Origin of the sequence: Brevibacillus borstelensis (assembly GCF_037834415.1) — a bacterium.
Taxonomy (GTDB): Bacteria; Bacillota; Bacilli; order Brevibacillales; family Brevibacillaceae; genus Brevibacillus; species Brevibacillus borstelensis_A.
In genome coordinates this window covers 14508-41435 of record NZ_JAUMSJ010000045.1, presented here as the reverse complement: position 1 = coordinate 41435, position 26928 = coordinate 14508, and the positions used below count along the sequence as shown (strand labels likewise).

The window sequence follows — 26928 nt, the reverse complement described above, 5'->3', positions numbered from 1 at the left end:
ATGTTTGATACATATGGTGATTACAGATGATCAGAAGCGTTCCTGAAACGCTCCTGTGCGGAAAGGGCACATCGGATAAGCCCGGAGCGTATTCTAAAGGGCAATGGGAAAGAGAGGTGATGGCATCATGAACGGCTGGCTCTCGCTTCTTCTTGTGTCCCTGGCGACTAGCATGGACAGCGTCACTGTTGGACTGACATACGGTCTTCGGAATATGCGGATTCCTCTGGTATCCCTTGCGGTCGTCGCAGGTTGTTCCTTTGCCGTGGTGTATACAGTAATGGCAGTAGGTTCGACGCTTTTATTCTGGCTGTCACCGGAGTGGGGCAAACAGATCGGAGCGGCTGTACTGATCGGGATGGGCACGTTTACCTTATGGCGGCTTGTCAGCGCCCGCTCAGAAGAAAAGGTCCGGGAAAATGCCGACGACAATGAACAAAGCGACGGTCCGGCCCTTGTATCCCAGTTCCGCGTGTTTGGTCTGATTATTCAGATCCTCCGGGATCCCTCCTATGCGGATGCCGACAAATCGGGGCATATTACGGGCAGGGAAGCGGTTATGCTGGGGCTCGCGCTGTCGCTGGATGCTTTTGGCGCGGGAATCAGTTTGACCTTTCTGGGCTACTCTCCGCTGATTGTAGCCGTGTGCATCGCTCTGATGAGCGGCGGTCTGCTGTTTCTCGGCGTGGTGTTGGGCCGACAGGCGGGGAAATGGAAGTGGCTGTCGCGGCTGACCTGGTTTCCTCCCATTCTGCTCATCTGTATCGGTTTGTTCAAAAGCTTCACGTAATAGGAAATCGACCCGTCCGATCGGTACAAAGGACGGGTTGTTTGCATGTTCGCCGGACAAGTGGGTTATTTTGAGGCCTGTCTGCATACATATGAGATGAAGTGTGAACGGGATGGAGGAGATTTAAGGTGGACACAAGGCCTAATCGAAAATGGTACACGCTTGCGGCTGCTGAAGTGACGAGAGCCTTGGAAAGCGACGACAGACAGGGTCTGTCGCAGAGCGAAGCGGAGCGCAGACTCGCCAAGATCGGCGCCAACCAGCTGGCGGCCCGCAAGCGCAAGCCGCTGTATACGGTCTTGCTCGACCAGTTTAAAGATTTCATGGTGCTGATTCTGTTCGTTGCCACGTTGATTTCTTATTTTCTCGGAGAGTATCTCGATGCCATCACGATTATCGCCATCATTTTCATTAACGGGGTGCTGGGCTTTATCCAGGAGGCCAAGGCAGAACGCTCCCTGCAGGCGCTGAAGGATTTGGCCTCCCCGATGGCCCGCGTGATGCGCGACGGCCAGCTTTTTCTCATCCCGGCATCCCGGCTTGTTCCCGGCGATCTGGTGCTGCTGGAGGCGGGGGATCGGGTTCCGGCTGACCTGCGCCTGTTTTCAGCCAACCGGCTTGAGATCGAAGAGTCCGCACTGACAGGGGAATCCGTGCCGGTCTCCAAAACCGCCATGCCGCTGTCAGCGGTATCCGACGACGCGGTGCCGCTCGGGGACCAGAAAAACCTCGCCTTCATGGGCACGATGGTGACCGGAGGGACCGGGCAAGGGCTGGTCGTTTCCACCGGCATGGACACGGAGATCGGAAAGATCGCCCACATGATGAACCAGGCTGAAATGGCGGAGACTCCCTTGCAGATTCGCTTGGAGCAAATGGGAAAAATTCTTGTGGTCGTGGCCGTCCTGCTCACGCTGGTGGTCATCGGAGCCGGAGTGTGGCACGGACATGAACTGTTTACGATGTTTCTCGCCGGGGTTAGTTTGGCTGTCGCTGCCATCCCGGAGGGTTTGCCAGCCATCGTGACTGTTGCCCTGGCTTTAGGCGTACAGCGGATGATCAGGCGAAACGCGATTGTCCGCAAGCTGCCTTCTGTAGAAACGCTTGGCTGCGCTTCGGTCATTTGCTCCGACAAGACGGGGACCTTGACCCAGAACAAAATGACCGTCACCCACATCTGGCACGGCAATACGACCTATGAGGTAACGGGAAGCGGCTACGAGCCGCACGGCGCTTTTCTCCTGCAGGGCAAGCAGATCGCTCCCGAGCGCGATCAGGCGCTGCTGCAGCTTTTGCAGATCGCTGAGCGCTGCAACAACGCCCAGCTTTCCTGCGAAGAAGAAAAGGCGCGCAGACTGCTCGGCATGGGGAAAACGGTAAAACGCTGGCAGGTAGTAGGAGACCCGACGGAAGGGGCTTTGAAGGTACTTGCGGCCAAGGGCCTCGGCTTTGATCCGGAGACAGGCAAAGGGCGTCAGGAGGGCGTTCGCGTAGACGAAATTCCGTTTGACTCCGACCGCAAAATGATGTCGGTCGTAGAGCAAAAGAGCGACGGAAGCTACGCGCTGCTGACCAAAGGGGCGGCGGAAGCGCTTCTCTCCAGATGCACCCACATCATGTGGAACGGCCAAGTGCAGCCTCTGTCCGCCACGATGCGCCACCGGATTTTGGACCAGACCGAGGAAATGGCGGCCCAGGCCTTGCGTGTACTGGCGTTCGCCTACAAACCGCTGCAAGGCTATCGCAAGGGACAATCAACCGAAATAAAGGAAAGCGACCTGATCTTTGTCGGCCTTGCGGGGATGATCGATCCGCCGCGCGAAGAAGTGCGTCCGGCGATCAACCTGTGTCACCAGGCGGGCATCAAAACGGTGATGATTACTGGCGACCACCGGATCACCGCCGAGGCGATCGCCCGACAAATCGGGCTGATGCGGGGTTACGGAGAGATCATGGAGGGCCGCGAGCTGGATCGATTGACCGACGAGGAGCTGGCCGAGCGTGCGGAGCGGGTGGCGGTCTACGCCAGGGTCTCGCCGGAGCACAAGCTGCGGATCGTTCGGGCCCTGCAAAGCAAGGGACATGTGGTCGCGATGACAGGCGACGGGGTAAACGACGCCCCGGCGATCAAGACGGCAGACATCGGGATTGCCATGGGGATTGCCGGTACCGACGTGACCAAGGAAGCAGCCGATCTGGTTCTGCGGGATGACAACTTTGCCACCATCGTCGCTGCCGTCGAGGAAGGCCGCAACATTTACGACAACATTCGCAAGTTCATCCGCTATTTGCTCGCTTCCAATGTGGGCGAGATTCTGGTCATGTTTTTCGCCATGATTTTGGGGATGCCGCTGCCCTTGGTGCCGATCCAGATTCTCTGGGTGAACCTGGTGACGGATGGGCTTCCGGCAATGGCGCTCGGGGTCGATCCGCCCGAGGCAGACACGATGTACCAGCGGCCGCGCAACAAGCACGAAAACATTTTTGCCAGAGGGCTGGGGTGGAAGATTGTTAGCCGCGGCTTTTTGATCGGCTTGATGACGCTTCTGGCCTTCTGGCTGACCTGGCGGGAGAACCCGGATGACCTCGTCCACGCACAGACGGTCGCCTTTGTCACGCTCGTCATGGCCCAGCTGATTCACGTCTTTGACTGCCGCAGCCAGCACAGCGTTTTCCATCGCAATATTTTCGAGAACAAATACCTGGTGTGGGCCGTGCTGTCTTCGATCGTGCTCGTTTTGGGCGTCGTCTATCTGGATGCGCTCCAGCCGATCTTCAAAACGACCGATCTGTACTTCCGCGACTGGGCATTGATTATCGTGGCGGCGGGCATCCCCACATTCGTCGCGGGCATGGGCGGCGTGCTGCGGCGCGGCCGTTCAAGGACCGCGGACAGATCGACTGCCGGGACGGTACGTTCCTGATCCTTTCGCAAGGCAGATGTCAAAAAGCCGGGAGAGAGCGATATCGTGGCTCGCTATCGTAAAGGAGGCTGGCGGCGGAGGGGGAGACGACTCTTTCTGACGCTTGTCGCGCTGCTCATCGCGTTCATGATTCTGTTCGTGGCCGTGGAGAAACGGATAGAGCCGACCCTGCTGCTGATTGCGGCGCAAAAAGCGGATCAGGTGGCAAAGCTCGCGATCACCGATGTGGTCACCAAGCGGCTGACCCAGCAGGGAGTGGACTTCAACGACATTATCGTGATGGAAAAGGACAACCAAGGAAACGTCAAGGCGATGAATTTTAATTTTGAACAATATGCGCGGATTGTAGGGGAGACGACGACCCGGATTCAAAACCGGATGAAGGAGTTCGAGGAGGACAACGTAAAAATCGCCGTTCCGCTCGGGCTGGCGACGAAAAGCGTGTTTCTCGAGCGCTACGGGCCAGAAATTCCCGTCTCGTTTGTTCCGGTCGGTTCGGTAAAGACCAGGCTGGAGACCGGCATGAAGCAGGCCGGAATCAACATGGTGCTGGTCACGGTCTACATTCAGGCGGAGGTCACGCTCCGGATCGTCATTCCATTTGCCACCGAGGAAAAGACGGTAGTCACCCAGATTCCGATCACCGAAGCGCTCGTCGTGGGCAAAGTGCCCGACTATTTGTACAACAATCCCGCCGGCAAGCCGGATGTGCCGTATCCGCGGACTCCACAGGCTCCGCAAGGCGTGGCCAACCCGTAATCACCGGGGAGGACCCGGACCGCGATCCTGCCGTTTGAGAAAATCGTGAAACGTTTTTTTCGTTGCTGTCGTCCCAATACCAGGACAACATACAAACAAGAGAAGAAGAGGAGATGACAGCATGAAAAAAATGAAATCCGTGTCCATGACTTTGCTGGCAGCCGCCGTCCTGACGATGAATGGCGTCAGCGCACTCGCGACATCCGAGCCCGTACGCGAGTTGTCCGTACAGATAAAAGGGCAGGAACTCGGCAAGCACGCTATTGACGATAAACAGCAACAGACGATTCTGGTACCGCTTCGGGAAGTGGCGGAGTCGCTTGGATATGAAGTAAGCTGGAACAGCCAGACCAAAGCGGCAGAGGTGAAAAAGGGAGCCGTTTGGAGCTACGCCAAAGCCGGCGAAGACCGCTATCCCTTTGCTCGCATGTACAAAACAGTGGGAGCGGCGCCAAAGCTGATCAACGGCAATACGTATGTGCCGGTTGCCTTTGTGGAGCAAATCCTGCAAACGCCGGTGCAGGTGTCCGGGAATTCGGTCACCGTAGCGGCGGAAGAGAATCAGGATCATGTAAAGAAGGCGGGAACGATCACGAGCATCCGCAACACGGACGGCAAAGTATCGATCTTGCTGAATGGCTATCAGCGGGGCATCCTGCTGCACGTGGCGGACGAAACGAAAATCGTGACGGCAGACGGCAAGGCGGCAAAGGCTCAAGACCTGAAGCTGGGCATGGAAATCGAGGTTGTCCACGAGAGATTCATGGCGATGAGCTTGCCGCCGCAAACGCTGGCAAAAGAGATCGTCATCAAGAACAGCATGCAGACTGAGGACGTTCTCGGAACATTCGGCTCTCTTGCAAGTGTCGAAGAAAACAAGGATGGCGGAGTGCGAATCGCTGTCGAGGGCGAGCGTTTGACGGACAACTCGTTCGAAAAGATTCATCTGCTCGTAAACGACCAAACGAAGATTGTCGGCACAGACGGAAACAAAACGCTGACAATCACTGATCTGAAGAAGGATGCGAAAGTATTTGCTTTCTACAGCCCGAAGCTGACTCGCAGCGCGATACCGCAGGGCGTGGCGGAAAAAATCGTCGTGGAGCCTGCTGACAACGCGATCGCTGTGGAGCCAGCGGCCCATGAGGAAGCGAAAAAATAAGAGCGAGACAAAGAAGCGGTCCAGTGTATGCTGGGCCGCTTTTTTGGCGCAAAGGAAAGCAGGTTCCATGATGCGGGTTTGAATCACGATGGCTGGTATTTTCATTCAGTCGGCTGCTGTTTGAAAGACTTTGACTAAGCACGGTCTTTGCTGAGGAGAGCGCCGACGATATTGCCGATACATTCAAAAACGAAGATAAACAGCTCCATGCATTCCACTCCGTTTTTTCCATTTGAAACGAAGTACGAAAAACGCAGAGAAAAGTTTCAGAAAACAGTGTCAAATGCAAGGGCAGTGATCTCCCTACAGGGCCAATGCCATGTAATCCTCATCGGAGTAAACGCCGTTGTGCTTGAGGGCATTCTTTTCCGTGCCGAATACTTGAAACCCCAGGGAGAGGTAAAGCTGGCGGGCCGCCATATTTTCGCTGGCTACGGTCAGATTGATCTGCTCAAGACCGTCCAGCTCTCTTGCTTTCTCGATCATGGCTGAAATGAGTTTTTTGGCTATCCCTTTCCCGCGCTGGGCAGGGGTGGAGTAGACGCCTACCAGGGATGCCTTGTGCCTCAATTTTACATGGCTCTCCCGTATGAGCGTGGCTACAGCGACTAAGGAATCTCCGATGAATGCGCCCATCGTGAATGCGCTCGGGGTGGGGGTCAAGCGGGTTTTCCATGTATCGAGCAGGTTTTTGTCCTGGATGGTTTCTTCATAGGTAGTCAGGAAAGCTTCCGGATTTAGTTTCAGAGCGTCGAGGCGCAGGGCTATGTATTGCTCGGCATCTTTCGGACTCAAAGTCTTGATGGTAAGAGACTTGTCATTGTTCAAGGGTCTGCCCTCCTCATTTAAACGAGATTTTATTTTCGCTCGGCCTTGAATATTGCAAATGGCCAGCCTGGCAACGACGCATTTTTATCTTACACTGGAATCCACGGGGCGGAAAGTGCATGACAGTACGATTGCGGGAAGAGGATGACTAATCTGTAAAGGTAAACGATTGACCCAATATAAAATATTCAGTATAATCACTTTATAAAGTCATTGGAAAAACAAAGGACGGGCTTAATCGATGCGCAGGACTGGAGATCTGAAATTGATTCAAGAACTTAACCGTTTTATCATTCTTGACACAATCCGTCAGCATGGGCCCATCTCACGCAGCGACATTGCCAAAAAGCAGGGCATCAGCCCGACGACTGTCACGTCTGCTGTCAACGAGCTAATCCGCGACGGCCTTGTCGTGGAGGATGGAACGGGAGCGTCCAAAGGCGGGCGCAAGCCGATCCTGGTACGGTTTTGTCCGGACGGGCAGTTCTTGATCGGCGTCTCGATTACCAATACGGCGATTACGATCGCCGAGTTGAATCTGGAGGCGGCGATTCGCCAAAAAAGCGTCTACCCGGTGGGGCCGGGAATGCAAGGCGAATCCGTGGTCGGGCACGTGATTGACGCAATTGGAGATTTCCTCGGCCGTGTCGGAGATGTCTCCAAGTGTCTGGGAATTTCCGTGATTTCGCCGGGAATCGTCGACGCCTACAGCGGCGTGATCCGCTTTAATTCCAAGCTTCAGCTAAAGGACGTTCCGTTGAAGGACAAGGTGGAAGCGAGATTCGGCTTGAAAACCTGGCTGGACAACGACGCGAATGCGATCGTTCTGGCCGAGAAAAATTTTGGCGTCGGCATGGGCGCCGAAAATCTGCTGTTTGTAACCATTGGCGAAGGCGTCGGCTCGGGGCTTGTTGTAAACGGTTCCATTTTCCGCGGCAGCCGCGGCGGGGCCGGCGAATTGGGGCATACAACAGTAGACAGGGCGGGGATGCGCTGTGATTGCGGCAACGTCGGATGCCTGGAAAACTACGTGGGCTGGCCCGCCGTCTACACAAGCGTCCTCTCCGCGATCACGCGGGGCAAGGAGACACTGGCCCTCGAGCTGGCCGGGGGGGACATGAGCCGAATTTCTCCCGAGGTTTTCCGTACCGCATTGCAACAAGGCGATCAGGTTTGCCAGGACATCGTGGAAGAGATGGCCTCGTACTTGTCGATCGGAATCGTCAATCTTGTCAATCTGTTCAATCCCAGCTTGATTATCCTTGGCGGAGAATTGATGCGAGACAACCAGTTGTTGTTTGCCCGCATTCAAAAGCAGGTCAAGGAACAGGCGATGAGCATTATGACAGAGGGGCTGGAGTTCCGTTCGACAGCGCTTGGAGCCGATTTTGAGGTTAAGGCTGCCGCCGCCGTCCTGTTGCAAGAGGTCTTTCACTTCAGCTTATAACCTCTTTTTTTCAAAACTTAGTTTTGTCGCTGGAAAAAGAAAGAAAAACTGGTGTGAGTAAAGGGGGCTGGAAAGAAAAGTGTGAAGGCAAGTGTAGAGGCAGCGGTGCGCGGAAAACAGAAAAACGGGACGTACGCTAAGGAGGGGTTTTCATGAAAAAATGGGTTTCGGCTGCAATGGCTGCCTTGATGGTAGCAGTCGCCGGTTGTTCCGGCGGCGGCAGCGATACGGCGCCAAACGGCGGAAGCACTGCCAACCAAAGCGGGAGCGCTACCTCTGGCGAAAAGGTAACGCTCACCTACGGGGTTTGGGACAAAAACCAAATGCCGGCGATGGAAGAGATCGCGAAGACATTTACCCAAGCTTATCCCAACATCGAGGTTAAGATCGAATTAACCCCGCATAAACAGTATTTTACCAAAATGGATGCGGCGGCGACAGGCGACAGCCTGCCGGATGTATTTTGGATGAATGGTCCGAACATCGTCAAGTACGCGTCCAACGGGATGCTTTTGCCGCTGGACGATAAGATCACGGCGGATGGCGTTGACATGAACAACTATCCAAAGGCGCTGGTTGACTTGTACACAGTCGATGGCGTTCGCTACGGCTTTCCCAAGGACTATGACACCATCGGCCTCTGGTACAACAAAAAGCTGTTCGACGAGGCAAAAGTGGCCTACCCGGACGAGACCTGGGATTGGACGAAGCTTCGCGAGGCAGCCAAGAAGCTGACAGATCCGCAAAAAGGCGTTTATGGAATCGCGGCGAGACCATGGGGGCAGGAGAACTTTTACAATACGATTGTGCAAAGCGGAGGCTACGTGATCTCGGAAGACAAGAAAACCGCCGGCTTTGACAAGCCCGAAACGATCGAAGGCATCAAATTTTGGGTCGATTTGATCAATGAAAAAGTCTCTCCGACTGTTGCCCAGATGGAGGAAACGGACGCCTCCCAGTTGTTTGAATCCGGCAAGCTGGCGATGCTGTACGATGGGGCATGGATGGCAAGCCAATTTGCCCAAAACGAATACACCAAGGACAAGGTAGATGTCGCCGTATTGCCAAAAGGCAAGGAGGCCACGAGCGTAATCCACGGACTGGCCAATGTGATCGCGGCCAATACGAAGCATCCAAATGAAGCGTGGACGTTTGTCAAATACCTCGGCTCCAAGGAAGCCGCCGAGATCCAGGCCAAAGCGGGAGCGGCGATTCCCGCCTTCAATGGAACGCAGGAGCTGTGGGTCAAATCCATCCCGCAGTTCAACCTGAAGGTGTATATCGACCAGGCTGCCGCCGCCAAGCCGTACCCGGTCTCCAAAGAAACCTCCAAGTGGGTGCAGTTGGAAAAAGAATACATGACAAAAGCTTTTACTGGCGAAATGAATGTCGAAGAGGCTGCCAAGGCGCTGGCTGCAAAAATGAACGAGCTGCTTGCGCAGGAGTAAGGGCAATTGCCAGAGCGGTGGTCCTGCTGATATCAATCCTCAGCGGACCGCCCTCCATTTCTACGACCTGGTGAGGGGGATGAGGCGTGAATACTGCAGATAGTCAACTGCAAACAAACAGTCCAGCTGCCGTTCGACCTGGTGCAGGAAGTTCCTTTACTCGCATGAAACGGACAAACTGGATGTGGGCCTATGCAATGATTGCCCCAACGCTGGTCGGTTTGGCCGTATTCTACATTTGGCCGATGATTCAGACGGTCTACTACAGCTTTACCAAGTGGGGGGCTTTCGGCAAACACAAGTGGATCGGTCTGGAAAACTACAAAAACCTGATGCAAGATTCCAACATGCTGATCGCGCTGAAAAATACAGTGATCTACACTGTCTTGGCTGTTCCGGCCAGCATTGCCCTGTCCATTTTCGTGGCAGTCCTCCTGAATCAAAAGATCAAAGGCTTGTCTATTTACCGCACGCTCTATTTCCTGCCCGTGGTCACCATGACGGCGGCAGTCGCGATGGTGTGGCGGTGGCTGTTCAACTCTGATTACGGGCTGATCAATTACCTGCTCAAACTGCTCAGCATCGACGGCCCGCGCTGGATTTCCGATCCGGATGTGGCGCTCTACTCCGTCATTATCGTGGCGGTCTGGAGTTCCATCGGCTACAACATGGTGATTTTTTTGGCCGGATTGCAGGGGATCCCGAAAATGTACTACGAAGCGGCGGAATTAGACGGCGCAGGCCCCGTGCGCCAGTTCTTCACCATTACGCTGCCGCTTCTGACGCCATCTATTTTCTTCGTCAGCATCACCTCGCTGATCGGCGCTTTCCAGGTGTTCGACCTGATCTTCATGATGGTGGGCAACTCGGCGCTTGAGCAGACGCAGACCGTGGCATACCTGTTCTACAAAAACGCGTTTTTGACCGGGGACGGAGGCTATGCAGCGGCGATTGCAGTCGTTCTGTTAATCCTGATCCTTTTGGTCACTGTCGTGCAGATCAGGTTACAGCGCAAATGGGTGCATTATGAATAGCACAAGAGGAAGGGATGGCGCAATGAGCACATATTCAGCACAGCGAAAGAAGCGGTCCAAATGGCTAATCCACCTCCTTTTAATCATAGGGGCGCTGTTCATGATCGGCCCGTTTCTCTGGATGATTCTCACTTCGTTGAAAACGTTGGGCGAGTCCACCCAGGTCCCTCCGGTGATCTTCCCGGAGAGCATGCAGTGGAAAAACTACTCTGACGTGGTGGCGACTCTGCCGTTTACGAAATTTTACTGGAACACGATTTTCACTACGATTATTAAAGTAGTCGGCCAAGTCTTTCTCTGCTCGCTGGCGGCGTATGCGTTTGCCCGCATCGAGTTCCCGGGACGAAATGCACTGTTTGTTCTTTTTCTGACAGTACTGATGGTCCCCGGCCAAGTCTTTCTGCTGCCGCAGTTCATGATCATGAAGGAGCTGGGCTGGCTCAACACCCTGACTGCGCTGATCGTTCCCGGACTGTTCAGCGCCTTTGGAACATTCCTGCTGCGGCAATTCTTCATGTCGCTGCCAAAGGAACTGGAGGAAGCGGCCATGCTGGACGGCTGCAACCACTTCCAGATCTACTGGAGGATCATGCTGCCGCTTGCCCGCCCCGGTCTGATCGCGCTGGCGATATTCGTCGCGCTCTGGTCTTGGAACGATCTGATGTGGCCGTTGATCGTCAACAGTTCTCCCGACAAGATGCCGCTGTCAGCGGGTCTCGCCTCTCTGCAGGGACAGCATACGACCAACTTTCCCGTCCTGATGGCCGGGTCTGTTCTCGCCATCTGGCCGATGATCATCGTCTTTATTTTCCTGCAGAAACATTTTGTCGAAGGCATCTCCCTAAGCGGGTCCAAATAGCATTTTCCCTATAAAGGAGTGGAACGAATATGCATCATGTTCTGGTAATCGGAGCAGGAACCATGGGTACTGTTCACGCAAGGTCATACGCAGCGATGGAAAACGTCAAGCTTGTCGGGATCGTCGACATCCGCCGCGAGCGGGGAAGCGAACTGGCGGCGGAGACAAAGACAGAGTGGTTCGCCAGCTACGAGGAAGCGATGGAGGTCCTCGAGCGAGTAGACATCGTCGACGTCTGCCTGCCCACCTATCTTCACAAGACTTATGTGCAAAAGGCAGCCGACGCGGGCAAGCACGTCATCTGCGAAAAGCCGCTGGCGCGCAGCAAGGAAGAGGCCCGCGCCATTGTCGATTACTGCCGGGAGAAAAATGTCAAGCTGTTTGTGGGACATGTGCTGCGTTTCTTTCCGGAGTACGAAAAGTCCCGGCAACTGGTGCGCGAAGGAGCGATCGGGGAGGTCGGCGTGGCTCGCACATTCCGGGGAGGCATTTTCCCGACAGCCTGGAACGACTGGTACGCCGACTATCCCAACAGCGGGGGACTTGTCCTGGACATGATCATCCATGATTTTGACTTCTTGCGCTGGTGCTTCGGGGACGTGGAGCGCGTGTACGCCAAAAGCCTGCTGGGCAGAGGCTTCGCCCGCATGGATTACGCGCTGGTTACCCTGCGCTTCAAGAACGGCATGATCGCGCATGTGGAAGGCTCCTGGGCCCATGAAGGCTTCTCGATGAAAATGGAGCTGGCGGGGAAGCACGGAATCATCCAGTACGACAGTGCAAAGGAAAAGCCGCTGGTGGCAGTCAATCGGGCGAAACAGGCTGGCGTAAGCGGCGTCGCCGTTCCAGAAAGCCCGTTGCGGGAAAATCCGTATTTCCGCGAGCTGAAGCATTTTATCGAGTGCATCGACCTTGATCAAGAGCCGATCGTGACCGTCGAGGACGCCGTCAAAGCGGTGGAAATCGCACGCGCCGCGCTTGAGTCCGTCGAGACGGGCAAGCCCGTCACGCTAGTGTAGGAGGGGACTGGATATGAAACTGGGAATCATCAGTGTCGCACATATGCATGCGTACAGCTATGCGGATGCGATCCGGAAAATCGAAGGCGTGCAGCTGGCGGGGGTGGCCGATGAAGATGTGGCCCGCGGCAAGGCAGCCGCGGAGAAATGGGGCGTTCCGTTTTATCAGGACTGCCGGGAGTTGCTGGCTTCCGACGTAGACGCCGTCATCATCACCTCGGAAAATGCCAAACACCATGAGCATGCCGTGGCCGCAGCGAATGCGGGCAAGCACATCTTGTGCGAAAAGCCGCTGGCGACCACGGAAGCCGCAGCCCGGGAGATGATCGAGATCTGCCGCGAGCAAGGCGTGATTTTGCAGACAGCTTTTCCTGTGCGTTTCCACCCCGCTGTCGTTCGGGCCAAACAGCTGGTGGACCAGGGCAAGGTAGGCCGCATCATGGCGATTCGGGGGACAAATCGCGGACAGAATCCCGGCGGCTGGTTCATCGATCGGGAAAAATCGGGCGGCGGGGCTGTGATCGATCACACCGTCCATGTCGCTGATTTGATGCGCTGGTTCATGGGATCGGAGGTGCGCGAGGTATACGCGGAAGTGGACAGCAAATTTTCCGATTCTGCGATTGACGATTGCGGCATTTTGACCATGGAATTTGAAAACAGCGTCTTCGCTACGCTGGATTGCAGCTGGTCCCGCAACAAGTCGTTTCCGGTCTGGGGGGATGTCACGATGGAGATTGTCGGCACGGAAGGCACCCTCTCGCTGGATGTCTTTTCCCAAAAGCTGGACCTCTATTCCGAGGACAAGGGCTTGAAATGGGTCAACTGGGGCGATGACATGGATACCCAGCTGATCAAGGACTTTGTCGCCAGCGTCCGCGAGCGCAAAACGCCGTCCGTTACGGGAGAAGACGGTCTGCGGGCGGTGGAAGTGGCGCTGGCCGCCTATCAATCAGCCCAGCAGAAACAGCCTGTTACATTACGCTAAGGCGGTGACTCTCCATGAGTATTCGTGTAGGAATGATCGGCGCGGGCGGCATCGGACGATATCATCTGGAAAGGCTGACGGCGGACGAGCGGGTGGAGGTTGTTGCGGTATGCGACGTAAATCACGCGGCCGCCGAAGAAGCAGCCGGACGGATTGGCGCTGTCAGCTACGCTTCCTGGCGCGATCTGCTGGCAAAAGAGAAGCTGGATGCGCTGTTCATCTGCGTGCCCCCTTTTGCTCATGAGGAGATCGAGGAACAGGCTGCGGCCAAAGAGATTCATCTGTTCGTGGAAAAGCCGACAGGTTTGGACTTGGAAACCGTCGCCCGCAAGCAAGCCGTGATCCGGCAAGCAGGCATCATGACGTCGACTGGCTATTGTTTGCGTTACCTTGACACCGTGCAACAAGCCAAGGAATATCTGGCCGACAAGAAGATTGCCATGGTTCGCGGCCACTACCTGACAAAATTCGTTGAGACCGGCTGGTGGCGGCAAATGGCGAAGTCGGGAGGACAGCTGGTGGAGCAGGCGACCCATACGCTGGACACCATGCGCTACCTCGCGGGAGATATCGGGCAGGTATACGCCCAGATGCAACTGCTCGTCTCCCGTGATCTGCCGGGAACCGATATTCCCGATGTCTCATCGGTTGCCCTGTCATTTCGCTCAGGGGCGGTGGGCCATCTGGATGCCTGCTTCATCCAGCCGGACCATCGCACCGGCGTGGAAGTCCTGGGCAAGAACTTCCGCGTTGCGATTGACGGCAGGCATTTGACGATCGTTGACGAGCAGGGAAGCCGTACCATAGAGAGTGGAATCGACATGTACCTGGAGCAAGACCGCGCGTTTATCACAGCGATTCTGACGGGAGACCGAAGCTTGATCCTGTCTCCTTATGAATCCGCAAGCAAAACGCTGGAGGTGACGCTGGCGGCCAATCAGTCGGCGCGACTGGGGACGCCTGTCGCCGTGCACCATTAACGGGAGAGTGAACAGTATGTCTTTTCAAAAGGGAATCAACGCGTGGTGCTTTCCGGCTGACATCAGCATTCAAGAAATGCTTCGGCAGGCGAAAACACACGGCTACCAAGGTGTGGAGCTAAATCTGGGAGAGGGAGAGGCTCCTTTTCACCTGGAAATGACGGAAGCCGAGCTGCAGGCGGTAGCCGCGCAGGCGCGAGAACTCGGCCTGGAGCTTCCCAGCGTATCAACCGCGCTGTTGTGGAAATACCCGCTCACGGACAATGACGAATCGGTACGGGAAAAAGGCATCCGCATCGTCGAGAAAATGCTGGAGGCGGCAAGCGTCTTCGGCTCGAAAACCGTTCTCGTCGTACCGGGACTGGTGACGCCGGAGGTTTCGTATGACATCGCATACGAGCGGGCGCGGGAAGCGCTGAAGCGCCTAGCAAAAACAGCGGAAGAAAAGCGGGTTTCCATCGGGATCGAAAACGTGTGGAACAAGTTTTTGCTCAGCCCGCTGGAGATGGCGAGGCTGATCGACGAAGTGGACAGCCCGTGGGTCGGCGCGTACTTTGATGTGGGCAACGTTTTGCAATTCGGTTTTCCCGAACAGTGGATCCGGATTTTGGGCAAACGGCTGCTGGCGGTTCACGTCAAGGATTTCAAGACAGCGACCGGCAATATTACCGGATTTGTTCCGCTGCTGGCAGGCGATATTCCGTGGGAACGTGTCGTTGAAGCCTTGAACGAGGTTGGCTACCAAGGGTATGTGATCCCGGAAATTTCTCCGTTCAGCCGTTTGCCGGAGCAATTGATCGCGCAAACCTCCCAAGCGCTTGATGCGATTTTCCAGTGAAAGCAAGGATGTGAGAGCAGGGATGACCCAAGACAAACAATATGCCGTCGGAATTGACCTGGGTGGTACGAAAATCCTTGCCGCAATCGTGGACCAGGATGGCGATATCCACAGTCAAGGAAAGATCGCCACGCAACCGCAGGACGGTGATCAGGCTGTCATCAGGCGCATCGGCGATCTTGTGCAGGATGTATGGGAGCAAAGCGGCATCGGCACTGACCGCATTTGCGGAATCGGGATTGCTACAGCCGGGATTATCGATACCGTTCGCCAAAAGGTCATCTATGCAAGCAACCTTAATTGGAACGACGTCCGGATTGGCGACAGGATGAACGAGCGTTTCGGCGTTCCGGTCGAATTGATCAATGATGCCAACGCGGCTGCGGTAGCGGAACGGACCTTTGGAAATGCTCGTGGAACCGACGACCTGATTTATGTGACTGTCAGCACCGGGGTTGGCGCCGGCATCATTTGCGGCGGTCGGCTGATCACTGGCGTAGGAGACAGTGCGGGAGAGTTCGGACATATTTCGATTCATCCGGAAGGACCGTTCTGCGCCTGCGGGAACAGAGGCTGTCTGGAGAATTACGTGTCCGGGCTTGCATTGGCAAAAAAGGCTCAGGCATTGCTGAAGGCTGGAGCGGAAAGCTCGTTGTCCGCTGTCGGCGGCGGAGAGCGAGATGCGATCACAGCGAGGGATATCGGAGAAGCAGCGGAGAACGGCGACAAGCTCAGCATAGAGCTTTTGACGCAGGCGGGCTATTTTCTCGGTATCGGACTGACGAATCTGATCCATCTCTTTAATCCGCAGGTGTTGGTATTTGGAGGCGGTGTGATAAAAAACGGACGTCTGCTGGTGGAGGCGGCGGAGCAGGTGATCCGGGAACGCTGCATTTCTCGGATGGCCAAACAGGCGAGTATACAAATTTCCACGATGGAAGACACGGCAGGGGTGCTTGGTGCAGCCGGCATGTTTTTTCAAGCAGAGCGGAAAAAGCTCGCCATTTGAAGGGAGTGGGAAGCCCGATGTTGACCAAACGTCGGGTTTTTTCTGTTTTGCCGACACCGCGAGCGGATGGAACATGTCACAAGCGCACCTCTCCCCTCTTTACGATCCCTCTTCCGAGACTCCAGCTCAACACCCCCGCCCCCAGCGCAAAGCCCCCGCAGATTAGCGCCAGCGCGGCAAATCCCCAAAGCTGGTAAACCGGTCCGCCCAAATACGAGCCGAGCGTCATCCCGATGTACATGCCGGTGATGTTCCAGGACATGATTCTGCCCGTCTCGCCAGGAAACTCATTCGACAAGCGGGACTGGTAGGAGGGAACAAAGGCATACCCGACAAATGCCCACAGAAATAACAACGGATAAAGCCAGTTTGACGAGGGAAGCGTACCGACCAGGGACAGAAAAGGGACGAGCACAAGCAGGCTGGCAGTAGCGACAGGACGATTCCCCAGCCAATCGGCTAGCCTCCCGCCGCTCAAGCTCCCCAGCATCGCTCCAACTCCGTATGCCGTCAGCGATGCTGCAAGCTGGGCGGGCGTAAACTGATTCAGCTGGGCGAGGGCTGTTCCCAAAAAGGTATACATTCCGTACATCGCCATCGACCACAATATGGTTACCAGGACTGAACGCAGAATATCGCCGAGGGGGCGACGTTCCGCGATGGGCCGCTGAGCGTTTTTTCGTTTCTTCGGCCATACCTGCCCATTCAGGAAAGCAAGCAGCAGGCTCCCGGCGGCAATACAGAGGAACGGCAGCCGCCAGCCCCCCCATCCGGCAAGCAGGGTACCGAACGGCGTGCCGACCCACAGCCCCGTAAGATTGCCGGAGACGATAACGGACAGCCAAGCCCCGCGCCGGTGGGCGGGAGCGAGATCGCCGATGAAAGCGTAGACAGAAGGGGCGATGGCGGCCAGCGAGAGGCCAGCCGCCAATCTACTGCCGAGCAGAAAAAGATAGCTGCCGGCAAGCGCTGTCCCCAGATTGGCAAGCGCAAAACAGATCAATCCGATTACCAGAACGCGGCTGCGCCGTTCCTGGAGTTTGTCAAAAAGCGTGCCTGCCCAAGGAGAGCCGCAGGCGTACATGACAGCCATGACCGTTACCAGCCAACCGGCGGCGGCCGGAGTCGCTTTGAATTCCGCGGAAATAGCGGGCAGCAGCGGTGAAACAATAAAGACATCGGTTCCGACCAGAAACAAAGTAGCCGCTCCTGTAAACAGCCAGATTCCAGGATTTCCCGACATAGACAGCTCCCCCGAATGAGTTTTTTCTATCAGCTATATGGCGCGCGGAGGAGGAGGTGCCTTCTTGCGCCTGATTTCCTGCGATAAGGTTTCCTTATTTTTCCATAGATCGTTAGTCTGTCTGTTTCTTCGTTCGCATCCATGCCTCCAGTCCCAATAACCGGTGGCAGGAGGGCGGAGGTTAAGGGAATTCCCCGATACACTTTCCCTGGTCCACAGCCTACAATAGCAATAGGAATGTTTGTCTGCGAGGAGGGGCAAGGGTGAACGCGTGGAGAGAAGAACTGGTTGCATCTCCGGAGACTGTCACGCTGCTGCAGTCGATCTTTACCAACATCAGCGATGCTGTTCTTGTCATCGATCATAGCGGGAGGATCGTGACCGTCAATACCGCTATGGAGCGGATGTCCGGATGGTCGCAGGAAGAACTGGTCGGAAAAAAACATATATGCGAAATCTGTCTGGGCATGGCGACGTGCCAGGAGGAAACCACCTGTACAGACTGCTTTTTCAAACGCTCGCAATTGCCTTCCTTTGAAATGCGGCTCAAGACAAAAGAGGGACGGGAATATCCCGTGGCAGCCAGTTCGACCAGCCTGCCGGAAGGATCGCCCGGCAAGCTGGTCATGATTCTCCGCGACATGTCTGACCAGCAGCGGGCGGAAAAAGAACGGTACCAGCACAAGCTGACGAATTTCGTGATACAGGCTCAGGAGGAAGAGCGGAAGCGCATCTCCCGGGAGCTCCATGACGGCGTGGGGCAGGCTTTGTACAGCATTCTTGTCGGATTGAACGTCCTCGGACAGGGCAAGCTGAGCGCCCAGATGAAACGGCATGTGGCGGATGTCCAGCAAATGACCGCAAAAGCGATGGAGGAGGTAAAGCGCATGGCTTTGGAGCTGCGCCCTTCGGCTCTGGACGACCTCGGGCTTCTGCCGGCGCTGCGTTCGCTTATCAAGCGGGTGGAAAAAAGCTTTGGCATCGGGGTCGATCTCCATGTACAGGGAGCAAGGCGCCGCTACTCGGCACCGGTGGAGACGGCTCTCTACCGCATCACCCAGGAAGCGATGACGAATACAGCCAAATACGCTCAGGCCGAAAAACTGGGTATTGTTTTTGAAGACAGGGAAAAAGAAGTGGTGGTCACCATCGTGGACGACGGGGTCGGCTTTGACGTGGAAGCAGCCGAGCACAAAGGCTCCGGGCTGGGGCTGTTCGGGATGAAGGAAAGGGCCCAGCTGCTCGGAGGAACCGTCGATGTCCGTTCGGCGATCGGTGAGGGCACCACTGTGATTGTTCGTATACCATTGCCAAAGGGGGAAGCAGAACATGGGGATACGCGTCCTGATCGCTGATGACCATGCCGTGGTCCGTTCCGGTCTGGGCATGCTGATCGACGCCCAGCCTGATCTGGAAGTCGTAGGTTATGCCGCGGATGGGAAAGAGGCTTTTGACAAGGCCTTGGAAATCAAGCCGGATGTGGTTTTGATGGATCTCAGCATGCCGCCAGGGGAGAACGGGCTTTCCGCCACCGGACGCTTGAAGGAAGCCGCTCCCGACATCCAGGTGCTCGTCCTGACGATGCACGACGATGAAGAGTACTTGTTCCGGGTGCTCCAGGCGGGGGCAGCCGGCTACATTTTAAAGAGCGCTCCCGATCTCGACCTGATCGCCGCCATTCGCACCGTGTCCAAAGGAATGGCCTATCTTTATCCATCGGCGACCAAGTCGCTGATCGAGGAATTTCTGCAAATGGTGAAAAACGGGGAAGAGCAGGCGAAGTACGAGATTCTCACTGAGCGGGAAAAGGAAGTCCTGATCCTGATCGCCAAGGGCTTCAGCAACAAGGAGATCGCCGAGCAATTGACGGTCTCGGTCAAGACTGTGGAATCCCACAAGTCGCACATCATGGAGAAGCTTCATCTTCGCACTCGTCCGGACCTGGTCCGGTATGCGATCAAAAAGGGATGGCTTGATTTTGAATGAGGTCGAGCCTATGGTTAACAATAGTAGCTTTAACTGAAGGGACAGGATCTCTGAATGCTTAATAGAGGAGACAGGGTGAAGAAAAGCCCCCTGTTTTAGACAGCCAAAAGATAACTTCTGAATGCTAACAGGAGTTATCTTTTTTTAAAAAATCTTCCAGAGGTATAAAATACCTGTTTTTTAATTTTACCAACTTTTGTATAATAAGGAATTTGCAACGATTAATCCAACTTTCTTATGTCGAAGAATCCTTAAGCATTATTCCCACAAAAAGTGAATGTTTGAAGTCTTTTTTTGCTGACTGTAGGGAAAAGTTCGGTACCCTTCTGCTTCGAAATTATGAAAAAGTTGTGCTGAAAAAAATTAGTATAATCGACAAAAAAAGACAATATTTTCATTTTGATTAATTTATAATATTGTTATAAAAAAAGGTAGGGGTGGAATTATTAGGAGAATTCTTTTGGTTATAGTTCTGGGGCTTCTGGTATTCAGTTTTTTTGATCTTGACATCAGCTTAGGCATAAGCAGGAAGGTCTCCGTTGGAATCACAGTCGCGTTGGTTTTTTGGCTTACTTATCTTGAATATAGGGTTGGAGGAACTAAAAGTGAAAAAAAATAAGTTAGCGCATTAGTTCTTATCCGTTGCTGTAACGACTGCTTTCCTTTTTACCGGGTATTCCCAAGTGTTAGTCCCCAGTGCCCATGCTGAACAACAAGAAACTGATTATGATTTAGAGTTGCTTCTGGAAATTGCCCAATCTAATTTAGAAGAGAAGACTACTGTTCAAAACGGTGTAATTGTAAATGGCTTTAAAAATCATAAAGAAGCCGGTGTGAGCAAAGAAGCTTTTGAGAAATTTGAAAAAATCTTGAGTTTCACAAATGACGAGATTAAAAGAGGAAATATCCCTATCGGAAAAAACATTTTAGATATAAAAGCGGATATACTAACAACGACTTCGAATACTACAGAACGATTCCTGTTGGACCCGTTCCAGTAATAGGGTACTGTGTTCCAGATTAATTAGTCATACAACGCAAAAAAATTGAACGGTATGAGGATTTTACCAGATAGTACTTAAATGGCTAAGAAGAGCCGGGGTGGGGCCTTGGATAGATGCTAAAAAACGTTAGGGCGGTTCAAAAGAGTTAAAAAGAATACTGATTAGTGGTCAACTCTGGGCATTCCATATACAAGTCCAGAAGCCGGCGCCGGGAATTCAACCGGCGCCAGCTTTTTTGTTGTGTTGGAAATTGAGACGGATTTTAACGACATGCAAGGGAACTGGTGTCGAATTCTGCACCCACCTTAGCGCTTTATTGTACAAATTGTGTCAAAAAATGGGGAATATCAGGAGGTTCCCGGAGCATTTTAGGGGTTTTCCCTGAATTACACCGCAACGGACTGGGGGGTAGAATGAAGGCGTGAAAAGGAATAACGCCGGTCACGGTTTCAGGAAAGGAGGAGTGAGCCGTGGAGACGAGAACAGAATCGCAGCGCCAGATCGACAATACAAAAAAGACGCAGCCGGAGCAAAATTTGAAAGGAACATTTGTCGCTGTATTGCTGGTAGGCGCAATCATACTCCTAAGCTGGTTTGGTGTGTTCGGACTATTCCTTGGTCGTGCATAGAAGAGCAAGTTCAAAGAGAAGGGAGAGGACAAGATGCATCTGCACCGTTATGAAAAAATCTGGCTGATTTTGGGATCGGGCGGCCTGGCGCTGTTTATCGTGCTGCTGTGCGTGAATGCGTTCGCGATGGGAATGGCTCCCCCGAGCAACATGGAAATGATCGATCCGGCCAAAGTGACCGAAACTCCTCCGTTCGACAACCCCGGCCTGAAAAAGCTGAATGACAACGAGTACGACGCGTACATGACGGCGTTTGCCTTTGGCTTTGCGCCCAATAAAATGGAGGTTCCGGTCGGAGCGAAGGTAAACTTTCACGTGACCAGCCCCGACGTCGTCCACGGATTTCAAATACCGGGAACCAACGTCAACTTCATGGTGATGCCGGGCCATATCAACTCTGCCACGTACACCTTTGACAAACCGGGCGAATACCTGATTTTGTGCAACGAATACTGCGGCGCCGGGCATCAGGTGATGGCGACTACGATTATTGTGAAATAGAGGGCAGGTGAAAAAAATGAATCCAACAACAATGGGGCAGGCACAGGTCGACAGGCCTACGGCTCGTCTCAGCCTTGCATACGTGTGGGTCGCATACGCGGCTTTTGGCTTGGCTGCACTGGCCGGGATGCTGCAAGGAATGGTGAGAGGCGGGCTTATCGAACTGCCTAGCTGGACGAATTACTATCAAATTTTGACTGCGCATGGCGTACTTATGGCACTTATTTTTACGACGTATTTCATCATCGGGTTCCTTTTGTCCGGAGTAGCCAAAACGACGGGTGGCTCTCTGCACGGCACTGCTCGCGGTCTAGGCTGGATCGGGTGGATCCTGATGACCATCGGAACGGCGATGGCGGTCGTGACGATCGTCATGAACGACGCGTCCGTTCTGTACACCTTTTACGCGCCGCTGAAGGCATCGCCGTTCTTTTACATCGGGTCTGCGCTTCTGGTCGTGGGAAGCTGGTTTGGCGGGTTTGCCATCTTCAGCAGCTACCGCAAATGGAGACGGGAAAACAGAGGCAAGCTGTCTCCGCTGTTCGTCTTCATGTCGGTGACGACTTTCATTCTGTGGCTGATCGCAACCGTTCCGGTTGCCGTGGAAGTTCTGTTCCAGCTCATTCCCTGGTCTTTGGGCTGGACGCCGAGCATCAACATCATGCTGAGCCGCACCCTGTTCTGGTTCTTCGGCCATCCTCTCGTGTACTTCTGGCTGATGCCTGCGTATATCGCCTGGTACGTTTGCGTGCCGCGCGTCATCGGCGGCCATATATTCAGTGACTCTCTGGCGCGTCTGTCCTTTATTCTGCTGCTGTTGTTCTCGATGCCTGTCGGCTTTCACCACCAGCTGATGGAGCCGGGCATTTCCCCCGGCTGGAAAATGATTCACGTCATTCTGACGCTGATCGTCGTCGTGCCGTCGCTGATGACTGCTTTCTCGATGTTTGCGACCTTTGAGACAACGGGACGGAAAAAAGGGGGAGTGGGACTGTTCGGCTGGTTTAAAAAGCTGCCGTGGTCCGATGTTCGCTTCTTCGCGCCGTTCGTCGGCATGCTCTTCTTTATCCCGGCAGGAGCCGGGGGGATTATCAATGCCAGCAACCAGATGAACGCTGTCGTACACAATACGATCTTTGTCACCGGTCACTTCCACATTACGATAGGTGCCGCTGTCGCCCTCACTTTCTTCGGTGTCAGCTACTGGCTCATCCCTGTTCTGACCGGCCGGACACTGACCCGTACGGCCAATCGCATGGGGATGGTGCAAACCGTATTCTGGTCGGTCGGCATGTTCCTGATGTCGTTTGCCATGCACTATCTGGGCCTGCAAGGAACGCCTCGCCGGACGGATTACACCACGTACATGGATCATCCGACGGCGCTCGGATGGATGGATTACCAACGCGTCATGGGATTTGGCGGCGGACTGTTGTTCGTGGCGGCTGTGCTGCTGATCCTGATCCTGGGTTACCTGACCTTCTACGCTCCGAAAGGAAAAACCGAATACCCGATCGCGGAACCGGAAACCGAACAGCATACGCCCCGGATTCTGGAACGCTGGCCGGTATGGGTGGGCGTACTGCTCTTCCTGATCGTAATGGCCTACGGCATTCCGATCGCAGATCAGCTGACCCACAATCCGCCAGGCTCTCCGCCAATCCGCACCTGGTAATAAAGAAAGCCACTCGGCCCAAAACCGAGTGGCTCATTTCATTTAAGCCAGATACATCATTTTCCGCGTCATGCCTCCGTCGAGTACAAGCTCGGTACCGGTAACAAAGTCGTTTTCGTCGTCGGTCAAAAACAGACAGGCTCGGGCGACATCTTCCGGACGTCCCACGCGACCGACAGGATGCTGCTCATGATCTTCCGGACGGAGAGCTTCCTCATCGCCGGTTTCGATCCAGCCCGGGGAAATGGCATTGACCCGAATCCGGTCCGGACCGAGTGAAAGCGCCAGCGTATGGGTCAGAGCTAGAATGCCGCCCTTGGAGGCTGCGTAGGCCTCGGAATGGGGCTCGGACATGTGGGCACGCGTGGAGGAGAGATTGACAATAGCGCCTCCGCCTGTTCTCCGCATCAACAAAGCGGCCTCACGAGAGCAGAGAAAGACACTGCGCAGATTGGTATTGATCACCTGGTCCCATTCCTCTACGGACAGTTCATACGGGGACCTCCATTTGGACACACCGGCGTTATTGATGAGGATATCCAATTGCCCCCAGCGCTCTGCGACTACCTCCATCAGCCGAATGATTTCCGCAGGAGAGCTTACATCGACCGGCTGAAAAAAGGCATTGCCTCCTGCCTGGCTGATCTTTGCCGCAGCGCGTTCTCCCAATTCCCGTTTTTTTTCGGCAATGCAGACCCTTGCCCCCCGGGTAGCATACATGGCCGCAACGGCGTAGCCGATGCCTTGTCCTGCTCCGGTAACGACGACAACTTTTTCTGAAAACGGCATAACGGAACCCTCCTAAAGAAGTAGATATGGCTGTGCATGAAATAGCAAGGATAACCGAAAACTGAAAGCGACAGCTTTACTGGCGCAAACTGCAAGGAAACAAAAATAGGCTGGAAATGCAGTATGTAACTATAGTAAAGTAAGTATTGTCTTTGCTACTTGAACAAACAAAGGAGGATGTATCATGCAAACAGACATGAAACTTACAGCTGAGCAAGCCATGGAAGCGCGCCATAGCGTCCGAAAGTACGATTCGAACGAAGAGATACCGAGAGGAGTGCTGAACGAAATTCTGCGGTTGGCAGCTACGGCTCCATCCTCCTGGAATCTGCAGCACTGGCGCTTTCTGGTCGTGACGGATCAGGCTCAGAAGGAACGCCTGCTCCCGATCGCCTACGGACAGGAGCAAGTCGTGAAAGCCCATGCTTCGATCGTCATTCTGGCTGATCTGGAGGCCGGCAAGTCGGCTCGTCCCGTCTACGATGAGGCCCTGGCAAAAGGGTACGTGAGCGAGCAGGTTCGCGATACGATGATCAGTCAAATCGAGAACGCGTACCGAGACAATCCGCAGCTCGCCCGCGATGAAGCGATTCGCAACTCTTCCCTGGCCGCCATGCAGCTGATGCTGGCCGCCAAGGCAAAAGGATACGACACTTGCCCGATGGGAGGATTCGACAGAGAGAAGCTGATCCAGGCCTTCAATATTCCAAGCCGCTACTTGCCGTCCATGATCATAACGTTGGGCAAGGCGAGCACTCCTGCCTACCCGACACATCGCTTCGGACTGGACCAATTGGTGATTGAAAACAGCTTTTAATAAGAAGCAGAGAGAAGAAAAACGCTCGCGGTGGTCGGGCGTTTTTTTGTTGGACAAACTTCGGCTATACGTTTTTCTCCTCTTGGCTCAGATTTTGTGCCAACGGCAGTTCAACCGTTACAGTCGTCCCTTTGCCCAGAGCGCTGGAGACGGAAAATTGGCCGCCGTGCAGGTGAACGATCTCCTTGCAGATGGCAAGGCCGAGACCGCTGCCCGATCGTTTGGACTGTCCCTTGAAAAACCTTTCGGTAATATGAGGCAAATCTTTTGGGGCGATCCCTTCTCCCGTATCGCTCACCAGTACTTTCACATGCGTCTCGTCCGCCTGGCAGGAAATCTGGATAGAGCCTCCGGCGGGAGTGAATTTAAAAGCATTGTCCAGCAGGTTTACGAAAATTTGCTTCATTCGATTGGGGTCCACCAGTACGGGGATCGGCGAGGGCGGGATATGGACGAGAAAGTCTATGCTCTCGTCCTGGGCCCGAAGGCCGAATTGAATCCGCACATCCTCAACAATATCGCGCAGATCGAGACGTTCCGTGGACAATTTCAGTTCGCCAGACTGAAATTTCGAGAAGTCGAGCAATTCTTCGACCAGCCCGATCAACCGGTCCGTCTCTTTGGAGATGACCTCCAGCCCCAGCATGGTCTCTTCCTTGTCTTCCAGACCGCCTGAGATCAGTGTTTCCCCCCAGCCTTTGATCGAGGTAAGAGGCGTGCGCAGCTCGTGAGAAACCGATGAGATAAAGTTGTTTTTCATTTGCTCGTTTTTGCTTATTTCCGCAGCCATGTAGTTAAACGCCTCGGCAAGAGTGCCGACCTCGTCTTCAAATTGCTTTTTTGCCCGTGCGGAGAAATTTCCGGTCGCCATCTGCGTGGCAGCCCGGGTCAGCTCCTGTATCGGACCGACGATGCGTTTAGCGATGATCAGGCTCAAGCTAAAGGCGAACAATACGACAATCGCCCCGACTCCAGCCCCGTAGATCGCGATCCTGTACACGGCCGTATACAGCGGCTCCGCCGAAATGGAGTAGCGCAGGACGCCTACCTGCTCTCCCAGGTGGAAAAGCGGGTTGGATACAGCGATCACCCTCTCTCGCGTATACGGAGACTTGCCGACGTACAACCCCATGCCGTCCTGCAGGGCACTGGGAACGTCCGGTGTTTGAATGACTTCCGCTGTCTGAAAGCCGTAGGAATTCAGAATGACCTTCCCGCTCAAATCCAGAACTTCCACCTTGGCGCTTTCTTCCTTTGAGAAGTTTTCCAGTATATAGCGGGCTTTGTCTTTCAGATGATAGCTGCCTGCGTACTTGTTGATAAAGTTGGTGAAGGTGGTCGACTTCGTCACGAGGGTCTCTGTCGCGGTGCCAAAGTAGTAGGTATGCACAGCCCAGTAAAACAGACTCTCCAGGACAAGGACGATCAGCAGCAGGATCAGGCCGAAATGGATGACGAGCCGCGCCCTAATTCCCCTCATCAGCCGTTTCCTTTCGCCACAAATAGCCGTAGCCCCAGACCGTCTCGACATAGGCGGGATGCGCCGGATCGTCTTCGATTTTCTGCCGGATGCGGCGGATGTTCACGTCCACTACCTTCAAATCTCCGATATAAAACTGCCCCCAGACTTCAGTCAAAATGTCGTCACGGCTAATCGCTTTGTTGGCGTTCTCCGCAAGCAGCTTGATGATGGCAAACTCTTTTGGCGTCAGATCGATTTCCTTCTTGTGCTTGATCAGCTTCCGCTCGTCGAGGAGCAGCTGAAAAGGAGGGATGTCAATGACATGGAAATCTTCCTCCCGCACGTCGATCGCGGTAAGCCGGCGGTGCAGGGCTTTTACCCGGGCGAGCAGCTCGGCCGGACTGAACGGCTTGACGACGTAGTCATCCGCGCCAAACTCCAGCCCCATCACTTTGTCGAGCTCCTGGCTCTTCGCCGTCAGCATGATAATCCCCATCCGGGGAAATTTTCGGCGGAGCTGTCCGCATACCTCAAATCCGTCGATTCCCGGCAGCATAACGTCCAGGATGGCAATCTCTATATTCGGTTGGCTATCCGCAATGGCCAGCGCCTCTTCGCCGGTAGCGGCCTCGATGACGTCGCATCCCTCGCGCTTGAGATTGATGCGGACAAAATCGCGGATTGATTTTTCGTCTTCCAACAACAGCACTTTCATGTTCTCGTCTCCTTACGAAACC

General features: G+C 54.5%; 25 protein-coding genes. 20 read left to right on the top strand and 5 right to left on the bottom strand.

All coding sequences use genetic code 11. The features are described 5' to 3' along the window. Positions 1–127: 127 nt before the first annotated feature. The 4 genes from ytaF to Q3F21_RS23995 all read left to right on the top strand — a co-directional run bounded on the left by ytaF (position 128) and on the right by Q3F21_RS23995 (position 5635). Positions 128–790 carry a sporulation membrane protein YtaF gene (ytaF, locus tag Q3F21_RS24010; RefSeq protein WP_340258640.1) on the top strand — a complete coding sequence of 221 codons (663 nt, stop codon included), beginning with the start codon at positions 128–130 and terminating at the stop codon, positions 788–790. A 128-nt stretch (positions 791–918) separates the two neighbouring features. Beyond that, positions 919–3714, top strand: coding sequence for a calcium-translocating P-type ATPase, SERCA-type (locus Q3F21_RS24005; protein WP_340258639.1), 2796 nt, complete (start codon positions 919–921; stop codon positions 3712–3714). A gap of 45 nt (positions 3715–3759) precedes the next feature. Further along, the gene (gene yunB / locus Q3F21_RS24000; protein ID WP_340258638.1) at positions 3760–4473 is read left to right on the top strand and encodes a sporulation protein YunB; all 714 of its coding nucleotides are present in this window, start codon (positions 3760–3762) and stop codon (positions 4471–4473) included. A gap of 121 nt (positions 4474–4594) precedes the next feature. Next, positions 4595–5635 carry a copper amine oxidase N-terminal domain-containing protein gene (locus Q3F21_RS23995; protein WP_340258636.1) on the top strand — a complete coding sequence of 347 codons (1041 nt, stop codon included), beginning with the start codon at positions 4595–4597 and terminating at the stop codon, positions 5633–5635. 303 nt (positions 5636–5938) lie between these two features. Here the strand turns inward: Q3F21_RS23995 and Q3F21_RS23990 are convergent, their stop codons facing one another. Then, a complete protein-coding gene (locus Q3F21_RS23990; protein WP_340258634.1) occupies positions 5939–6463 on the bottom strand; it encodes a GNAT family N-acetyltransferase in 525 nt (174 codons plus the stop codon). Positions 6464–6704: 241 nt separating this feature from the next. On the opposite strand from Q3F21_RS23990, the gene Q3F21_RS23985 reads away from it, so the two are divergent. The 9 genes from Q3F21_RS23985 to Q3F21_RS23945 all read left to right on the top strand — a co-directional run bounded on the left by Q3F21_RS23985 (position 6705) and on the right by Q3F21_RS23945 (position 16085). Further along, positions 6705–7910, top strand: a complete 1206-nt coding sequence (locus tag Q3F21_RS23985; protein WP_340258632.1) for an ROK family transcriptional regulator — start codon at positions 6705–6707, stop codon at positions 7908–7910. A gap of 152 nt (positions 7911–8062) precedes the next feature. Continuing rightward, positions 8063–9358, top strand: a complete 1296-nt coding sequence (locus tag Q3F21_RS23980; protein WP_340258630.1) for an ABC transporter substrate-binding protein — start codon at positions 8063–8065, stop codon at positions 9356–9358. 86 nt (positions 9359–9444) lie between these two features. Beyond that, complete coding sequence (locus Q3F21_RS23975; RefSeq protein WP_340258628.1) at positions 9445–10392, top strand: carbohydrate ABC transporter permease; 948 nt, start codon at positions 9445–9447, stop codon at positions 10390–10392. 22 nt (positions 10393–10414) lie between these two features. After that, positions 10415–11251, top strand: a complete 837-nt coding sequence (locus tag Q3F21_RS23970; protein WP_340258626.1) for a carbohydrate ABC transporter permease — start codon at positions 10415–10417, stop codon at positions 11249–11251. Between the two features lie 29 nt (positions 11252–11280). Next, complete coding sequence (locus Q3F21_RS23965; protein WP_340258624.1) at positions 11281–12270, top strand: Gfo/Idh/MocA family protein; 990 nt, start codon at positions 11281–11283, stop codon at positions 12268–12270. A 13-nt stretch (positions 12271–12283) separates the two neighbouring features. Further along, positions 12284–13258 carry a Gfo/Idh/MocA family protein gene (locus tag Q3F21_RS23960; protein WP_340258622.1) on the top strand — a complete coding sequence of 325 codons (975 nt, stop codon included), beginning with the start codon at positions 12284–12286 and terminating at the stop codon, positions 13256–13258. 14 nt (positions 13259–13272) lie between these two features. Beyond that, a complete protein-coding gene (locus Q3F21_RS23955) occupies positions 13273–14238 on the top strand; it encodes a Gfo/Idh/MocA family protein (RefSeq protein WP_340258620.1) in 966 nt (321 codons plus the stop codon). A 16-nt stretch (positions 14239–14254) separates the two neighbouring features. Continuing rightward, positions 14255–15076, top strand: a complete 822-nt coding sequence (locus Q3F21_RS23950) for a sugar phosphate isomerase/epimerase family protein (RefSeq protein ID WP_340258618.1) — start codon at positions 14255–14257, stop codon at positions 15074–15076. A gap of 22 nt (positions 15077–15098) precedes the next feature. Next, positions 15099–16085 (top strand): ROK family protein, encoded by a 987-nt coding sequence (locus tag Q3F21_RS23945; protein ID WP_340258616.1) that lies wholly within the window; start codon positions 15099–15101, stop codon positions 16083–16085. A gap of 76 nt (positions 16086–16161) precedes the next feature. On the opposite strand, the gene Q3F21_RS23940 is transcribed toward Q3F21_RS23945, so the two are convergent. Next, positions 16162–17328 (bottom strand): MFS transporter, encoded by a 1167-nt coding sequence (locus Q3F21_RS23940; protein ID WP_340258614.1) that lies wholly within the window; start codon positions 17326–17328, stop codon positions 16162–16164. Between the two features lie 263 nt (positions 17329–17591). Between Q3F21_RS23940 and Q3F21_RS23935 the strand changes: the two genes are divergently transcribed. The 6 genes from Q3F21_RS23935 (at position 17592) to Q3F21_RS23910 (ending at position 23123) form a co-directional block, all read left to right on the top strand. Continuing rightward, on the top strand, positions 17592–18683 hold the full coding sequence (locus Q3F21_RS23935) for a PAS domain S-box protein (protein ID WP_340258612.1): 1092 nt from the start codon (positions 17592–17594) through the stop codon (positions 18681–18683). Next, positions 18658–19314: a response regulator gene (locus Q3F21_RS23930; RefSeq protein ID WP_340258610.1), complete on the top strand. Its 657-nt coding sequence runs from the start codon at positions 18658–18660 to the stop codon at positions 19312–19314. Before Q3F21_RS23935 ends, Q3F21_RS23930 begins: the two co-directional genes overlap by 26 nt. 683 nt (positions 19315–19997) lie before the next feature. Next, on the top strand, positions 19998–20315 hold the full coding sequence (locus Q3F21_RS23925; RefSeq protein ID WP_340258608.1) for a hypothetical protein: 318 nt from the start codon (positions 19998–20000) through the stop codon (positions 20313–20315). A gap of 473 nt (positions 20316–20788) precedes the next feature. After that, positions 20789–20947: a cytochrome c oxidase subunit 2A gene (locus Q3F21_RS23920; protein WP_425341297.1), complete on the top strand. Its 159-nt coding sequence runs from the start codon at positions 20789–20791 to the stop codon at positions 20945–20947. Between the two features lie 33 nt (positions 20948–20980). Continuing rightward, positions 20981–21448 (top strand): cytochrome c oxidase subunit II, encoded by a 468-nt coding sequence (locus Q3F21_RS23915; protein WP_340258606.1) that lies wholly within the window; start codon positions 20981–20983, stop codon positions 21446–21448. Positions 21449–21464: 16 nt separating this feature from the next. Further along, positions 21465–23123, top strand: a complete 1659-nt coding sequence (locus Q3F21_RS23910; RefSeq protein ID WP_340258604.1) for a b(o/a)3-type cytochrome-c oxidase subunit 1 — start codon at positions 21465–21467, stop codon at positions 23121–23123. A 42-nt stretch (positions 23124–23165) separates the two neighbouring features. Here the strand turns inward: Q3F21_RS23910 and Q3F21_RS23905 are convergent, their stop codons facing one another. After that, positions 23166–23912, bottom strand: coding sequence for a glucose 1-dehydrogenase (locus Q3F21_RS23905; protein ID WP_340258602.1), 747 nt, complete (start codon positions 23910–23912; stop codon positions 23166–23168). Between the two features lie 184 nt (positions 23913–24096). On the opposite strand from Q3F21_RS23905, the gene Q3F21_RS23900 reads away from it, so the two are divergent. Further along, on the top strand, positions 24097–24729 hold the full coding sequence (locus Q3F21_RS23900; protein WP_340258600.1) for a nitroreductase family protein: 633 nt from the start codon (positions 24097–24099) through the stop codon (positions 24727–24729). Between the two features lie 64 nt (positions 24730–24793). On the opposite strand, the gene Q3F21_RS23895 is transcribed toward Q3F21_RS23900, so the two are convergent. Both Q3F21_RS23895 and Q3F21_RS23890 read right to left on the bottom strand, forming a co-directional pair. Beyond that, positions 24794–26209 (bottom strand): sensor histidine kinase, encoded by a 1416-nt coding sequence (locus Q3F21_RS23895; protein ID WP_340258598.1) that lies wholly within the window; start codon positions 26207–26209, stop codon positions 24794–24796. Beyond that, the gene (locus tag Q3F21_RS23890; protein WP_340258596.1) at positions 26196–26906 is read right to left on the bottom strand and encodes a response regulator transcription factor; all 711 of its coding nucleotides are present in this window, start codon (positions 26904–26906) and stop codon (positions 26196–26198) included. The genes Q3F21_RS23895 and Q3F21_RS23890 overlap by 14 nt, the downstream gene beginning before the upstream one ends. Positions 26907–26928 lie beyond the last annotated feature (22 nt).

What these genes read in the sequence shown, in the direction of transcription:
- ytaF (WP_340258640.1), top strand. Translation starts at nt 128, where the DNA reads ATGAACGGCTGGCTCTCGCTTCTTCTTGTGTCCCTGGCGACTAGCATG.
- Q3F21_RS23995 (WP_340258636.1), top strand. Translation starts at nt 4,595, where the DNA reads ATGAAAAAAATGAAATCCGTGTCCATGACTTTGCTGGCAGCCGCCGTC.
- Q3F21_RS23985 (WP_340258632.1), top strand. Translation starts at nt 6,705, where the DNA reads ATGCGCAGGACTGGAGATCTGAAATTGATTCAAGAACTTAACCGTTTT.
- Q3F21_RS23980 (WP_340258630.1), top strand. Translation starts at nt 8,063, where the DNA reads ATGAAAAAATGGGTTTCGGCTGCAATGGCTGCCTTGATGGTAGCAGTC.
- Q3F21_RS23970 (WP_340258626.1), top strand. Translation starts at nt 10,415, where the DNA reads ATGAGCACATATTCAGCACAGCGAAAGAAGCGGTCCAAATGGCTAATC.
- Q3F21_RS23965 (WP_340258624.1), top strand. Translation starts at nt 11,281, where the DNA reads ATGCATCATGTTCTGGTAATCGGAGCAGGAACCATGGGTACTGTTCAC.
- Q3F21_RS23960 (WP_340258622.1), top strand. Translation starts at nt 12,284, where the DNA reads ATGAAACTGGGAATCATCAGTGTCGCACATATGCATGCGTACAGCTAT.
- Q3F21_RS23955 (WP_340258620.1), top strand. Translation starts at nt 13,273, where the DNA reads ATGAGTATTCGTGTAGGAATGATCGGCGCGGGCGGCATCGGACGATAT.
- Q3F21_RS23950 (WP_340258618.1), top strand. Translation starts at nt 14,255, where the DNA reads ATGTCTTTTCAAAAGGGAATCAACGCGTGGTGCTTTCCGGCTGACATC.
- Q3F21_RS23945 (WP_340258616.1), top strand. Translation starts at nt 15,099, where the DNA reads ATGACCCAAGACAAACAATATGCCGTCGGAATTGACCTGGGTGGTACG.
- Q3F21_RS23940 (WP_340258614.1), bottom strand. Translation starts at nt 17,328, where the DNA reads ATGTCGGGAAATCCTGGAATCTGGCTGTTTACAGGAGCGGCTACTTTG.
- Q3F21_RS23930 (WP_340258610.1), top strand. Translation starts at nt 18,658, where the DNA reads ATGGGGATACGCGTCCTGATCGCTGATGACCATGCCGTGGTCCGTTCC.
- Q3F21_RS23915 (WP_340258606.1), top strand. Translation starts at nt 20,981, where the DNA reads ATGCATCTGCACCGTTATGAAAAAATCTGGCTGATTTTGGGATCGGGC.
- Q3F21_RS23910 (WP_340258604.1), top strand. Translation starts at nt 21,465, where the DNA reads ATGAATCCAACAACAATGGGGCAGGCACAGGTCGACAGGCCTACGGCT.
- Q3F21_RS23905 (WP_340258602.1), bottom strand. Translation starts at nt 23,912, where the DNA reads ATGCCGTTTTCAGAAAAAGTTGTCGTCGTTACCGGAGCAGGACAAGGC.
- Q3F21_RS23900 (WP_340258600.1), top strand. Translation starts at nt 24,097, where the DNA reads ATGCAAACAGACATGAAACTTACAGCTGAGCAAGCCATGGAAGCGCGC.
- Q3F21_RS23895 (WP_340258598.1), bottom strand. Translation starts at nt 26,209, where the DNA reads ATGAGGGGAATTAGGGCGCGGCTCGTCATCCATTTCGGCCTGATCCTG.
- Q3F21_RS23890 (WP_340258596.1), bottom strand. Translation starts at nt 26,906, where the DNA reads ATGAAAGTGCTGTTGTTGGAAGACGAAAAATCAATCCGCGATTTTGTC.